11 protein-coding genes are annotated in these 13,634 nt (G+C 53.9%); 9 read left to right on the top strand and 2 right to left on the bottom strand.

The window, feature by feature from the left end; translation table 11 throughout:
* Positions 1-52 precede the first annotated feature (52 nt).
* The 4 genes from K1718_RS16780 (at position 53) to K1718_RS16795 (ending at position 5,139) form a co-directional block, all read left to right on the top strand.
* Positions 53-2,095, top strand: a complete 2,043-nt coding sequence (locus K1718_RS16780) for a M3 family metallopeptidase (RefSeq protein ID WP_265681482.1) — start codon at positions 53-55, stop codon at positions 2,093-2,095.
* A gap of 94 nt (positions 2,096-2,189) precedes the next feature.
* Complete coding sequence (locus tag K1718_RS16785; protein ID WP_209006599.1) at positions 2,190-2,564, top strand: DUF423 domain-containing protein; 375 nt, start codon at positions 2,190-2,192, stop codon at positions 2,562-2,564.
* Between the two features lie 56 nt (positions 2,565-2,620).
* Positions 2,621-4,054, top strand: coding sequence for a cytochrome P450 (locus tag K1718_RS16790; RefSeq protein WP_265681480.1), 1,434 nt, complete (start codon positions 2,621-2,623; stop codon positions 4,052-4,054).
* Positions 4,051-5,139: a lysophospholipid acyltransferase family protein gene (locus K1718_RS16795; protein ID WP_152502047.1), complete on the top strand. Its 1,089-nt coding sequence runs from the start codon at positions 4,051-4,053 to the stop codon at positions 5,137-5,139. Before K1718_RS16790 ends, K1718_RS16795 begins: the two co-directional genes overlap by 4 nt.
* On the opposite strand, the gene fghA is transcribed toward K1718_RS16795, so the two are convergent.
* Positions 5,136-5,963 carry an S-formylglutathione hydrolase gene (gene fghA / locus K1718_RS16800; RefSeq protein ID WP_152502048.1) on the bottom strand — a complete coding sequence of 276 codons (828 nt, stop codon included), beginning with the start codon at positions 5,961-5,963 and terminating at the stop codon, positions 5,136-5,138. The genes K1718_RS16795 and fghA overlap by 4 nt on opposite strands.
* A 170-nt stretch (positions 5,964-6,133) precedes the next feature.
* Positions 6,134-7,246 carry an S-(hydroxymethyl)glutathione dehydrogenase/class III alcohol dehydrogenase gene (locus K1718_RS16805; protein WP_152502049.1) on the bottom strand — a complete coding sequence of 371 codons (1,113 nt, stop codon included), beginning with the start codon at positions 7,244-7,246 and terminating at the stop codon, positions 6,134-6,136.
* Between the two features lie 390 nt (positions 7,247-7,636).
* Here K1718_RS16805 and K1718_RS16810 point away from each other — a divergent pair, with 390 nt between their 5' ends.
* The 5 genes from K1718_RS16810 to K1718_RS16830 all read left to right on the top strand — a co-directional run bounded on the left by K1718_RS16810 (position 7,637) and on the right by K1718_RS16830 (position 13,633).
* Positions 7,637-8,890, top strand: coding sequence for a sarcosine oxidase subunit beta family protein (locus K1718_RS16810; RefSeq protein ID WP_152502050.1), 1,254 nt, complete (start codon positions 7,637-7,639; stop codon positions 8,888-8,890).
* A gap of 13 nt (positions 8,891-8,903) precedes the next feature.
* Entirely contained in the window at positions 8,904-9,209 is a 306-nt protein-coding gene (locus K1718_RS16815) for a sarcosine oxidase subunit delta (RefSeq protein WP_265681479.1), read from the top strand.
* Entirely contained in the window at positions 9,206-12,208 is a 3,003-nt protein-coding gene (locus K1718_RS16820) for a sarcosine oxidase subunit alpha family protein (protein WP_265681478.1), read from the top strand. Before K1718_RS16815 ends, K1718_RS16820 begins: the two co-directional genes overlap by 4 nt.
* A complete protein-coding gene (locus K1718_RS16825; protein WP_152502053.1) occupies positions 12,201-12,776 on the top strand; it encodes a sarcosine oxidase subunit gamma in 576 nt (191 codons plus the stop codon). The genes K1718_RS16820 and K1718_RS16825 overlap by 8 nt, the downstream gene beginning before the upstream one ends.
* A 119-nt stretch (positions 12,777-12,895) precedes the next feature.
* Complete coding sequence (locus tag K1718_RS16830) at positions 12,896-13,633, top strand: endonuclease/exonuclease/phosphatase family protein (RefSeq protein ID WP_152502054.1); 738 nt, start codon at positions 12,896-12,898, stop codon at positions 13,631-13,633.
* Position 13,634: the final 1 nt, after the last annotated feature.

Genomic DNA, 13,634 nt, shown 5'->3' on the forward strand with positions numbered 1-13,634 from the left:
TTCTGCGCCATATCTCGACCAAGCCATACCCAATGCCCCTTTGAGGAAATCAATGACCGAGAACCCGCTGATTGCCGATTGGAACACTCCCTTCGAACTACCGCCTTTCGGTGACATCAAACCCGAGCATTTCAAAGACGCTTTCGATCACGCAATGGGGCAAGCGACAATCGAAATCAAAGCAATTGCCGATCAGGAAGCTGCTCCGACCTTCGACAATACAATCGTTGCTTTGGAACAGGCTGGCAAAGACCTCACAAGGGTCGCAATGACCTTTTTCAACCTTACAGGCGCGCACACAAACAAAGACATTCAGGCGATCGAGCGAGACGTTGCTCCAAAGCTGGCGAAACACAGCTCAGAAACCCTGTTGAATGCTCAGCTTTACAATCGGATTGCTTCGCTTTGGGATCAGAGGACAACACTTGATCTCAGTTCTGAAGACGCAAGAGTTCTGGAACGCTATCGAACGATGTTCCAACGGGCCGGTGCTGGACTGAATGAGCCTGGTAAAGAGCGCATGGCTGACATCTCACAAAGATTGGCGACGCTGGGAACCGGATTTTCTCAAAATGTTCTTAAGGACGAATCTGACTTTCAGCTCGTTCTGGAGAGCGAGGAAGACAGAGCAGGCTTACCTGACTTCCTGCTTGACGCCGCCGCGGAGGCCGCAAAGGAAAGAGGCCTCGCCGGCAAACACGTTATCACGCTTTCCCGCTCTTCGATCGAGCCGTTTTTGCAGTTTTCTACCAACAGACGCCTTCGTGAAGAAGCTTTCAAAGGTTGGACGTCGCGCGGAGAAAACGGTGGTCAGACCGACAATCGGGACATCATCAAGGAAACTCTCTCCTTGAGGGCTGAAAAGGCGCGGATGCTGGGCTACGACAGCTTCGCTGCGTTCAAGCTGGATGACACGATGGCAAAGACACCGGACAATGTCCGAGAATTGCTGACGAAGGTCTGGGAACCAGCTGTTTCGCAAGCGCGTGAAGAAGAAGCAAAGCTGGCCGAAATGGCGCGCAGCACGGGAAACAACCATGAAATAGAAGCATGGGACTGGCGTTTTTATACAGAAAAGGTACGCAAAGCCGAGCACGATCTCGACGAAACCATTCTAAAACCTTACCTGCAACTGGAAAACATGATCCAGGCAGCCTTCGATACCGCGGGACGATTGTTCGGGCTTTCTTTCAAGGAGCTTTCGGAACTACCGGTCTATCATCCTGATGTCAGAGTATTTGAAGTGCTTGATCGCAACGGCAAGCACGTCGGACTGTTTCTTGGCGACTATTTTGCGCGACCCTCGAAACGATCCGGAGCCTGGATGAGCGCGTTTCGCAAGCAACAAAAGCTCGGCGGCGACATCACACCCATCATTGTCAATGTCATGAATTTTTCGAAAGGTGCAGAAGATGAGGCGTCGCTGCTCACCTTTGACGATGCCAGGACACTTTTCCACGAGTTCGGCCATGCTCTTCACGGCCTGTTGTCCGATGTCACCTACCCTATGATTTCGGGCACCAGCGTCGCCCGGGATTTTGTTGAACTGCCCTCGCAACTCTACGAGCACTGGCTGTCCGAGCCCGAAATCTTGTCAAAATATGCCGTCCACTACAAAACCGGCGAAGCAATGCCGAAGGACCTTCTCGACAAACTGCTGGCAGCCGCAAATTTCAATCAAGGCTTTGCGACAGTTGAATACACGGCATCTGCGCTGATGGACCTTGAACTCCATCTGATTGACGATCCAAAAGAAATCGACACCTCATCCTTCGAAACGGACGAGCTTGCAAAAATCGGCATGCCAAAGGCCATAACGATGCGTCACCGCATTCCGCATTTCCAACACGTCTTTTCAGGAGACGGATATTCGGCAGGCTACTACAGCTACATGTGGTCGGAAGTCATGGACGCGGATGCATTCGACGCATTTAAGGAGGCCGGAGATATTTTTGATGCAGAAGTTGCGCAGAAGCTTCTGTCATTCATCTATTCTTCAGGCGGCAAACAGGATCCCGCCGATGCCTATGTTGCATTCAGAGGCCGGACACCCAAAATTGACGCCCTTTTAGAAAAACGTGGGTTCGCAGCTTGATCTACGCCACTGACATGCTTTCACTGAATTCAATTCGGCATCTGACGCCATGAGGGAGCGGTCACTTTTCCGGGATGGGGTCCCAACCAAGTTTATGTTGCGTCTATGTCTGATTTTCAGTGGTCTGGCTGGCAGCCTGGGCGTGGCGTGTCTGGCCTTGGCCGCACACGCCGACGCCGTTTCCATGCCGGCAAAGTCCAGCCTTCTGCAGACAGCTGCCCAGATGCTTCTTGCGCACGCTCCCGTCATTCTAGGTGCCGGCATATTGACGCAGATCAGGCGGGCTCCTCTGGTGCCCGTCGCAGTGGTGCTCATGGCAATCGGTCTTTCGTTGTTCTGCGGAGACCTTGTTTTGCGCGTTTTCGTGGAAGAACGACTGTTTCACATGGCAGCGCCAATCGGCGGCATGTCGGTTATCTTAGGCTGGCTTGTGCTGGCGCTCAGCGCTTTACGTGTTCAGCCCAACTGATTAAAAGCCTCAAGTTAAGTTATTGCACATTAGATGACTGAAACCGGGACTGTTTTGTGACCGCTACTGCTCAATTGACTGCTCAACACAAGGCCGAGCCTTCCAAAAAGGCAACGCAGGCCGAAGACTTTGTTCCGCCTTATCCGTTTCGCTACGAAAAAATGCCGCCGGTCTGGAAGCTTATTGGCATGGCCAAGCGGAATTTCCTCTCGATCTGGGGTGTTGAAGACTTTCAAAGCAGGCTACGCAGCAAAAGGGTATTCACAAAAGAGCTGGTCATTTGCAACAGGCCCGATGTCGTCAGGGAGGCTTTCCAGAGCAATCACGAAGTGTTGCAGCGCAAGAGCCCTCAAATGCGGCATGCTTTGGAACCCCTTCTCGGTGATGGTCTCTTTATCAGTGACACCGAGACCTGGAAGAAGCGTCGGAAAATCGTGGCACCGATCATTCACGGATCCCGTGTCAAAGGTTTCGCTCCGATCATGATCGACACAATCACGGAAAAATCCGACGAATGGAAAAAAGCTGGCGCAGGAGCACAAGTCGATGCTCTCGCCGACATGGCGCATCTCACCGCTGAAATCATTTGCAGAACAATTTTCGGACGGCAACTTGGCAAGAGCTATGCCGCTGAAGTTGTTCAGGGATTTTCAGACTATCAGCGACACATCGATCAAATTGACCTCTTCTCTTTGTTCGGTCTACCCGAATGGCTTCCGCGGAGGCGCGGACGGGCGATTAAGAAACCGATTGCGCGCATCATGTCCGTGTTGGACGAAATCATTGATAGCTACGAGGCTTTGAAGGAAAAGGGAGAAGCTTCCGTCATCGGCGGTCTATTGGAAGCGCGCGATGACGATGGAAAACCGCTTAGTCGGGATGCCATCCGAAGTGAAGCTGCTGTGATTTTCATGGCAGGACACGAGACAACGGCGAACACGTTGGCTTGGGCATGGTATCTGTTGTCCCAATGCCATTCCGTGCAAGACAAGCTGCACAAGGAACTCGATACCGTTCTTGCAGGCCGCACTCCGACATTTCAGGATGTCTCAAGCCTTCCTTATACCAAGGCTGTGATTGAAGAGACGCTGCGCCTTTATCCGCCAGTTCCAATTCTTGCTCGGGAAGCGATGGCCGACACGACCATTGGCAGCAAGCCTATTCCCAAGGGCTCCCTGGTCATGGTGGTTCCCTGGCTTATGCATCGGAGCCCAGTGCTCTGGTCAAAACCGGATGTATTTGATCCAGACCGGTTCATTGATCCAAAGGCCAAGAAGCCGAACAAATACGGCTATGTACCCTTCAGCATTGGACCAAGGATCTGCGCGGGCCTTCAGTTCGGGATGACTGAAGCAATCTTGAGCCTCGCGATTTTGGCTCAAAACTTTTCTTTGAGCCTTAAAGATGGGATCGACGTTCAACCCGTTGCACGATTGACGCTTCGCCCGGGTGAAAATTTGCCCATGACACTGCATCCGCGATCATCATGAAGAAGCCCGCGCGGCTCGAAGACATTCCATTTTCGGAAACGCTTGGCGAGGAACCGGAAGCACCACGATTTGGTGACGTCGCGTCCGACAGAGAGGATTTGCGGGCCAGCGCAAGGCTCTACTGGTTCCGCCATACTTTTGATGGATGTCTCAACAGTGCTTTTCACGCATGTCTCAAGAATTGTCCGCCGGGATTTGTTTCTCGCTTTGGGCAGTCGCTCGTTCCATTGTCTCGATGGGCCTACCGAAACAAAGTATTCCCTAAACGTATTTCACAGAATTTCACGGCCCTGACCAAAGGCCGATGGTCCAATGAAAGACAACGACAGCTTGGGCTGGAACGCTGGTGGATCAATATCGGTCGAACGATCTCTGAATTCAGTATTGTCAATAAGTTATGGAAACATTCTCGCATTCGAGTTGAAGGCTCTGAAAACCTTGAAGACGCCCGTGCTCTTGGTGGGCCATTGATCTTCACATCGGTGCATCTTTCGACCTGGGAGGCCCTTTTTGTTGCAATCCATGAAGGTCTGTCCGGGCCAAGCATCGGACCATTTCAACCCGAACCCAACCGCTTCAAAAACAGAATTGTTCACGCAATCCGCAAGGAGCGCAATCAATACCTGTTTCCGCCAGGTCAACGAAGCGCATACCGCCTGCACCGACTGATGGGAAGCGGGCTTTTCTCCATGACTATCTTCATCGACGAGGTGCGCGAGAAGCAGGTTCACCTGCCCCTTTTTGGTCGCAAGCCGCCCGAAAAGGGCAATGCGGTTGTTGCGATAAAAATCGCCAACTCCTGCGGTGGAACAATTGTGCCAACCTACCTGAAAAGGCTAGGCCCAGCCCGCTTCAAATTGGTCATATTGCCAGCCATCGAACGGACCGGAACTGAAAAAGCCTACGACATTCGGGGCACAGTCAATGCTCTCAACGACATTTTCGAACCCATTGTGCTGGAAAACATCGAAGAATGGTACATGCTGGGAGAACTCAGGCTGCCGAAGTCCTTTGAACAAGCACCATTTGCGCAAAAGCTTTCAAAAGGGAATGCAGAAAGACACAAAAACAGCAACTTGACCTAACTCGTCAGTCTCTCGGCATGCCAAGCCACATGATCCCGCGCGAATGTGGACACAAAATAATAGGAGTGATCGTATCCGGCCTGAAGGCGGTACTGGTGTGCCGTTTTGGTTTCGACCAACGCATTCACCAACGCATCCGGTTTCAAAAGATCGAAGAACTGATCTTCCCCACCTTGATCGATCAGAACATCCCCGTTCCAACCCCTGTCTTTGAGCAGCAAGGTTGCGTCATGCGCAGCCCAGAGGCTCTCATCGGAACCAAGATAGGCGCTAAGTTGCTTACGACCCCAGTCAGATCGGGTCGGATTTGCAATCGGTGCGAACGCTGAAAGAGACTGGAAGTGGCCTGGGTATTTCATTGCCAAAGTGAGAGCCCCGTGCCCGCCCATGGAATGCCCGGTAATTCCATGGTGTACAGAAATCCCGAATTGCTCGGTAACCAGATCCCGTAGCTCACTGGCCACATATTTTTCCATCTGAAAATGCGGGCTCCAGGGAGTTTCGCCGGCGTTTACATAAAAGCCTGCGCCTTGCCCCAAATCGTAAGCATCGTCGTTTGCAACATCGTCACCACGGGGGCTGGTGTCAGGAAATACGATTGCCAGTCCAAACTCAGCGGCGTGCGCCTGCAGACCAGCCTTGGTCATTGCATTTTCATGCGTACAGGTAAGGCCAGAGAGATACCAAAGACAAGGAACAGGTCCTTTTTCGGCTTGGGGTGGCATGTAGACAGCAAATGTCATGTCGCAAGAACACGCTTGGGACGTGTGGCTGTAAACGCCCTGCACACCGCCATATGATTTGTTTTCAGAGATGGTTTTCATCAAAACACTCAAATCCACACTTGTTCCCTCCGCCAGATCGAAGGGAACGGTCACACCATTTTCGAGGCGGAAGCAGTTCCGCTTATTTAAGAGACAAGTTTTGCATCTTTTGGATGCTCTTTATCTCAGGCGACACCTTTCATCGGCACCTGCTTCCGATCTCTCTTTGATTAGTAAACTACGACTGACCGAATGGATTCGCCTGCATGCATCAGGTCAAAGCCTTTGTTGATATCGTCAAGCGGCATCGTGTGCGTAATCATTGGATCGATTTCGATTTTTCCGTCCATGTACCAATCAACGATTTTGGGAACATCGGTGCGCCCACGAGCACCACCGAACGCGGTCCCCTTCCAAACCCGGCCCGTGACCAGTTGGAACGGACGGGTTGCTATCTCGGCTCCCGCAGGAGCCACTCCGATGATGATGCTCTCTCCCCAGCCCTTGTGGGCTGCTTCCAGTGCCGTTCTCATGACTTGAACGTTTCCAGTCGCATCAAATGTGTAGTCGGCACCTCCCTTAGTGAGGTTGACGAGATATGGAACAAGATCTTCCTCAACCTCGCTCGGATTGACAAAATCGGTCATTCCGAATCGTTCCGCCATTTCCTTCTTCTCAGGGTTCAGATCAACACCGACAATCTGGTCGGCGCCGGCAAGACGAAGGCCCTGAATAACATTGAGACCGATACCGCCCAGGCCGAACACAATTGCTCGTGACCCGATTTCCACCTTTGCCGTGTTGATGACCGCGCCGATACCGGTCGTAACACCGCAGCCGATGTAACAAACCTTGTCGAACGGTGCGTCAGGCCGGATTTTCGCCAGCGCGATCTCAGGAACAACCGTGTAATTGGCGAACGTTGACGTGCCCATGTAGTGAAGGATGGGGTCGCCATCGAGCGTCTTGAAACGAGAGGAACCATCGGGCATCAGGCCTTGCCCCTGCGTGGATCGAATGGCCTGACAAAGGTTGGTTTTCGGATTGAGGCAGTATTCGCACGTCCGGCATTCAGGCGTATAAAGCGGGATCACATGGTCACCCGGTTTCAAAGTGGTCACGCCAGGTCCGACCTCGACAACGACACCTGCCCCTTCATGGCCCAAAATGGCGGGAAACAAGCCTTCCGGGTCCGCGCCTGACAACGTGAATTCATCCGTGTGGCAAATACCGGTGGCCTTGACTTCGACCAACACCTCAAAGGCGCGCGGCCCCTCCAGATTCACGGTTGTGACTTCAAGTGGTTTACCGGCCCCAACGGCGACTGCTGCGCGAACTTCCATGAATGGCACTCCCTTACTGCAATTCTTTGAAGCGAGAGTTACCTTCCAAGGCCCCAATTGCAAGGACCGATGCGGCACCGGATGTTTCGATTGCGCATCAACCGTTTTAATTTCGATTTGCGCGGGGGACGCACAAGTGGCCTTTGAGACAAGAATTTTGTTGGTTTTTGCTCGCCGCTCGCAATTGCTCTCAAGGCATGCGACACCTATGTCGCTTTCTGACAAGCGTGCGACCGAAACCTTATACGCAAGTTGGAACGCAATCGCGAATATGCCCGTCAAGGGGTGGGTCGAGCCAATTTAGGCTGTGCGACCCTTAAGCGTTTGAAACAATGGGCTGGTATCTGCCTGAATAGGCGTGTCGGCCGCAACGTGCGGAGCCGCTGATTGATGAAGCGTTATTCCTTCCTGGAACTGGCAAAAAACGCCTTTTCCGCGCATCAGAACTGGGGCCGACAGTGGCGCAGTCCGGAACCCAAAGCCGAATATGACGTCGTCATCGTCGGGGCTGGTGGACATGGCCTGGCGACCGCCTACTACCTGGCCAAGGAGCACGGTGTCCGCAACATCGCTGTTGTCGAGAAAGGATGGCTGGGTGGCGGAAACACCGGTCGCAACACCACGATCGTGCGTTCCAACTATTTGTGGGAAGAAAGCGCTGGTCTCTATAACCACGCAATCGACCTTTGGCAGGGCTTGTCGCAGGAGTTGAACTACAATGTGATGTATTCAGCGCGCGGCGTCATGATGCTGGCACACACGGTTCACGATGTGCAGGTCTCTCAAAGACACATTCATGCAAACCGGTTGGCCGGAGTGCAAAATGAATGGCTGTCACCTGAAGAAGCCAAGGAATACTGCCCACCGCTCAATATTTCAAAAAACATCCGTTATCCGGTAATGGGCGCTGCGCTTCAGCGCGTCGGCGGCACCGCGCGTCACGATGCCGTTGCCTGGGGTTATGCACGCGGTGCGGACGCACTTGGTGTCGACATCATTCAGAACTGTGCAGTAACCGGCATTCGACGTGACCAGAGCGGCGCGATTGAGGGCGTGGAAACAGCAAAAGGCTTCATCAAGGCCAGGAAAGTTGGTGTTGTCGCGGCAGGTCACACTTCGGTTGTCATGGAAATGGCTGGCGTTCGACTTCCGTTGGAATCCTATCCGCTTCAGGCCCTGGTCTCCGAACCGGTAAAGCCGGCCTTCCCCTGTGTTGTCATGTCCAACACCATCCATGCCTATATATCGCAATCGGACAAGGGTGAGCTTGTGATCGGCGCCGGAACCGATCAGTTCATTTCCTATTCGCAAACGGGTGGTATCCACATCAGCAATCATACGATTGACGCGATCTGCGAACTTTTCCCGCATTTCAGACGTATGCGCATGCTGCGGAACTGGGGCGGTATTGTCGATGTCACACCAGACCGGTCTCCCATTTTGTCCAAAACACCCGTCCCCGGGCTTTATGTGAACTGCGGTTGGGGTACAGGTGGCTTCAAGGCGACGCCTGGCTCTGGACACGTGTTTGCGCACACCATCGCCAAAGATGAGCCGCACAAGATCAACGCGGCTTTCACGATCGACCGTTTCCGTACCGGTCGCCTGATTGACGAGGCGGCAGCAGCCGCCGTGGCGCACTAAGGAATTTTTCGAAATGCTGCTGGTTTATTGCCCCTATTGCAAAGTGGAACGCCCGGAGACAGAGTTTTCCTGTCGCGGAGAGGCCCATATTGCCCGTCCGTCCGACCCTTCGCAAACCAGTGACGAGGACTTGGTCAACTACCTATACATGCGCTCCAATACCAAAGGCATCTATGCCGAACGTTGGCGGCACATTCACGGGTGCGGTCGCTTTTTCAACGCCGTGCGAGATACGGTCAGCGACAATTTTCTGACGTTCTACAAGGCAGGCGAACCAATGCCGGACCTTGAGGCTCTTGCCAAGGAGGCCGGCAAATGAGCCAGCCCTTCCGTACGGAAAAAGGCGGCCGGATCAACCGGACCGAACAATTGACCTTCACCTTTGACGGTGAGGAAATGCAGGGGCACCAGGGCGACACCCTGGCTTCGGCCCTTCTTGCCAACGGCGTGCATCTGGTTGGCCGCTCCTTCAAGTACCATCGACCGCGCGGCATCGTGACGTCTGGATCAGAAGAACCGAATGCATTGGTCGGCATTTATCGGCACGGTGATCAGACGCCGAACCTGCGAGCAACACAGGTAGAACTCTATCAGGGTCTGGAGGCCATCTCTCAGAACCGGTTTCCTTCACTCGGCTTTGACGTCGGAGCTGTAAACGACCTGCTATCGCCACTTTTCCCGGCGGGTTTCTACTACAAGACTTTCATGTGGCCGAAAGCCTTCTGGGATCGCGTCTATGAGCCGGTCATCCGCGCTGCCGCCGGTCTTGGAAAGCCACCCAAGACACCCGACCAGGACACCTATGGCAATATTTACGCCCATTGCGATGTCTTGATTGCTGGATCTGGTCCTGCCGGTCTTGCCGCAGCTCTTGCAGCTTCAGAGACTGGCGCAAAGGTCATCCTCTGCGACGAACAATCTGAATTTGGCGGCTCGTTGCTCAGCGAAGTCAGTGCTAGCATCGACGGGAAAGACCCGTCGGAATGGATTGCAGAAACAATTGCCAAGCTTGGACAGATGGACAATGTCACTCTGCTTCCGCGCACGACGGCTTTCGGCTACTTCGCCCATAACTATATCGCCCTCGCAGAACGCGTGACGGAGCACCTGCCCGATCCCGATCCCAAGTTGCCACGCGAGCGCCTCTGGCAGGTACGTGCCAAGGAAGTGGTGATTGCCTCAGGCGCTATCGAACGTCCGATGATCTTTCCCGAAAATGATCGACCAGGCATCATGCTCGCGGAAGCCGGGCGGACCTACCTGAACCGATATGGTGTTAAGGTCGGACACAAGGTTCTGGTCGCTGCGGCTTGCGATACCGCCTGGCAAGCAGCGTTTGATCTCGCCGACCATGGCGTTGAAGTTGCCGGGATCGTGGACTTGCGGGAAACTCCGCCAGAAAACCTAATGGCGATTGCCAAAGCGCGCGGAATTCGTGTCGAGGCAGGATGCATGGTAACCGGCACGCTTGGCCGTAAGCGCATCAAGGCTGCATTGCTCGGACGCATGATGACGTCTGGAAATGTCGCCTCCGGCGGACAGATTTCCTGTGACGCATTGCTGATGTCCGGCGGCTGGACACCAACCGTCAGTCTCTACTCCCAATCTCGCGGCAAGGTGGTCTGGGACGCAGACAAGGGAGCTTACGTTCCCGGGGCTTCAGTTCAACGAGAGCGCTCGGCAGGAGCGAGCAAGGGACTTTATGGTCTGCAGGCGGCGCTTGAAGACGGATATGCAGCCGGAGAAGACGCTGCCAAGGCTGCCATCGGGAAATCCAAGAAGGTCGCTCATGCGGCAGCTACCGGTGGGGAAGCCGGATCCGGCGGAACACTCGGAGCACTGCCACACGATCGAAATGCTTCTCGTGTCAAAGCGTTTGTCGACTATCAGAACGACGTCACGGCAAAGGACGTCAAGCTGGCCGTGCGCGAAGGCATGCAGTCCATCGAACACATCAAACGCTACACGACAACCGGTATGGCGACCGACCAAGGTCGGTTGTCCAACATGAATGCGTTGCAAATTGCATCAGATTCGCTGGACAGGCCAGTGACGGATGTTGGTTTGACAACATTCCGCCTTCCGTACACACCGACGACGTTCGGCCTTTTTGCGGGCGTTGCCCGCGGTGACTTTTTCGATCCGGTGCGCAAGACCCCCTCACACGATTGGGTTGTTGAGAATGGCGGCGTTTTTGAAGATGTCGGCCAGTGGAAACGCACCTGGTACTTCCCAAAGAACGGAGAAGACATGCACGCAGCCGTCGCGCGTGAATGCAAAACGGTTCGCGAAAGCGTTGGCCTCTTTGATGCCTCAACGCTCGGCAAAATTGAAGTGGTCGGCCCGGATGCCGCCGAGTTCCTAGAGCGGATGTACACCAACCCTTGGAAAAAACTAGCGCCGGGGCGTTGTCGCTATGGTCTGTTGTTGAATGATGCCGGTTTCATAACAGATGACGGTGTCATCGGTCGCCTGGCGGAAGATCGTTTTCACGTCACCACCACGACAGGCGGCGCGCCAAGCGTGTTTGCCACAATGGAGGATTATCTGCAGACCGAGTGGCCGGAACTGGATGTTTGGATCACCTCCACCACTGAGCAATACGCTGTTGCAGCAGTTCAGGGACCAAAGGCGCGCGACGTCCTGGCGCCTTTTGTTGAAGGTGTGGACCTTTCTGCAGACGCCCTGCCTCATATGAGCGTTAAAGAGGCGACATTCTGCGGTGTTCCTTGTCGTTTGTTCCGCATCTCGTTCACCGGAGAACTCGGCTTTGAAATCAACGTCTCTCGACGCCATGGCAAAATGATGTGGGAAACGCTGGCCAAGGAAATCGAGAAGTTTGGCGGCACGGCATACGGAACCGAAAGCATGCACGTTCTTCGTGCAGAAAAGGGGTACATCATCGTCGGCCAGGACACAGACGGTACCGTGACACCACAAGATGCCGGAATGAGCTGGGCAATAGGCAAGAAGAAAGCAGACTTCGTCGGCAAGCGCGGACTGGATAGACCAGACCTTGTTGCAGACAACCGCAAGCAGTTTGTCGGCCTGTTGACCAAGGACCCCAAAGTCCAGTTGGAAGAAGGGGCTCAAATTACGACGGCCGAGAACCCGGCAATCGGGACACCAGCCGAGGGCCACGTAACCTCCTCCTATTTCAGTCCTGCGCTCGACAGAAGCATTGCACTTGCGATCGTAAAAAATGGCCATTCGCTCGAAGGCAAAACCCTCTATGTGCCCATGCCAGATGGCAGCATACCGGTAGAAGTCACCGGACCGGTGTTCTATGACAAGGAAGGAGCACGGCTCAATGTCTGACCTCATGGCAAGCGACCTCATCACGCCGGACGCCGGAGAAGCTCCCCTGCTGAGCACAAATGAGGTTTCAATTCTTAAGGTGGTTCCGCTTACCCGATTGTCGCTGCGTTTGCGCGAAGCGTCGCAAAAGGCCGCCGGATCCGCCTTTGGCGTTGACCTTCCGGTCGAGCCATTGAGTTCCGCGACCGCTCACAAACGCGCCGCCCTTTGGATGGGCCCGGATGAATGGACACTACTTGCACCGGAAAGTACTTCTCAGTCCGTCTTCTCCGACTTCGACGAACAACTCGGAGCTCAACCACACTCGCTCGTCGATGTTTCTGAACGCTCCGAGGCAATAATCGTGAGCGGACAAAAGGCTGCATGGTTGTTGAACACGGGGATCTTCATTGATTTTTCGATCGAAGAATTTCCTGTCGGAACGGTGTCCAGGACGATTTTTCACAAGTCTCCGGTGATGGTATGGCGCACTGGTGAAGAAGCGTTTGTCGTCGAGGCCTGGGTATCATTCATGGACTATGTGTCCGGACTGCTAGTGCAATCGGCTTCCGAGTTGAGTGCAGCCTGAATACGTTTCTTGCTATGAGCTCTCTGTAATCGCGGGTCCGCTCGCGAGAACAAGCCTATTTTACTGATTTCCCTGCCTAAGCACTTGCAAAAGAGAACAAAACCCAGCCAATTGCTGAGATGTTGAAAATCGGTTCCTACAACATTCAAAAAGCAATTGGCGTGGATGCGCGGCGAAGACCGGACCGGACACTCAAAGTTATCCGAGAACTGGACTGCGATATTCTAGCGCTTCAGGAAGCCGACAAACGTTTCGGACCAAGAGAGAGCACCCTGGACAGGAACAGCATAGTAGCGGAAACCGACTATCGCCCTGTTCCATTTGGGACCAGCGAGAAGAGCCTCGGCTGGCATGGAAACGCGATCCTCGTTCGCAAGGATATAAGTGTCTTAAGCTATCAAAGGATCGACCTGCCGAAACTTGAACCTCGAGGTGCTGTCACTGCCGACCTGATGGTGGCTGACAAAAAGATTCGGATCGCAGCAATGCATCTCAGTCTTGTCGGGCATTTCCGAAAGAAACAGATTACCTCGCTCATGCATCAACTGCACGAGCACTTGGACTACTTGCCCACGGTGCTGATCGGTGACCTGAACGAATGGCGTGACACCGCCGGAAGTATCAAGTTGTTCGAGAAACACTACGAAGTGACAACACCTGGAAGAAGCTTTCCTAGCCCAATGCCCGTCGGTAGCCTGGATCGGATTATCACGAGCCCGGAATTCACCGTTACGCAAGCAGGTGTTCACAAATCCAAGACAGCCCGTGTCGCATCCGACCACTTGCCCGTTTGGGCCAATCTCACGCTGGAGCCCGCAGCTCACCTGTCAAAAGGTCTTGAGACCCCTTCGGAATGAC

It is taken from the genome of Roseibium porphyridii (assembly GCF_026191725.2).
GTDB lineage: Bacteria > Pseudomonadota > Alphaproteobacteria > Rhizobiales > Stappiaceae > Roseibium > Roseibium porphyridii.

What these genes read in the sequence shown, in the direction of transcription:
- K1718_RS16780 (WP_265681482.1), top strand. Translation starts at nt 53, where the DNA reads ATGACCGAGAACCCGCTGATTGCCGATTGGAACACTCCCTTCGAACTA.
- K1718_RS16785 (WP_209006599.1), top strand. Translation starts at nt 2,190, where the DNA reads ATGTTGCGTCTATGTCTGATTTTCAGTGGTCTGGCTGGCAGCCTGGGC.
- K1718_RS16795 (WP_152502047.1), top strand. Translation starts at nt 4,051, where the DNA reads ATGAAGAAGCCCGCGCGGCTCGAAGACATTCCATTTTCGGAAACGCTT.
- fghA (WP_152502048.1), bottom strand. Translation starts at nt 5,963, where the DNA reads ATGAAAACCATCTCTGAAAACAAATCATATGGCGGTGTGCAGGGCGTT.
- K1718_RS16805 (WP_152502049.1), bottom strand. Translation starts at nt 7,246, where the DNA reads ATGGAAGTTCGCGCAGCAGTCGCCGTTGGGGCCGGTAAACCACTTGAA.
- K1718_RS16810 (WP_152502050.1), top strand. Translation starts at nt 7,637, where the DNA reads ATGAAGCGTTATTCCTTCCTGGAACTGGCAAAAAACGCCTTTTCCGCG.
- K1718_RS16815 (WP_265681479.1), top strand. Translation starts at nt 8,904, where the DNA reads ATGCTGCTGGTTTATTGCCCCTATTGCAAAGTGGAACGCCCGGAGACA.
- K1718_RS16820 (WP_265681478.1), top strand. Translation starts at nt 9,206, where the DNA reads ATGAGCCAGCCCTTCCGTACGGAAAAAGGCGGCCGGATCAACCGGACC.
- K1718_RS16825 (WP_152502053.1), top strand. Translation starts at nt 12,201, where the DNA reads ATGTCTGACCTCATGGCAAGCGACCTCATCACGCCGGACGCCGGAGAA.
- K1718_RS16830 (WP_152502054.1), top strand. Translation starts at nt 12,896, where the DNA reads ATGTTGAAAATCGGTTCCTACAACATTCAAAAAGCAATTGGCGTGGAT.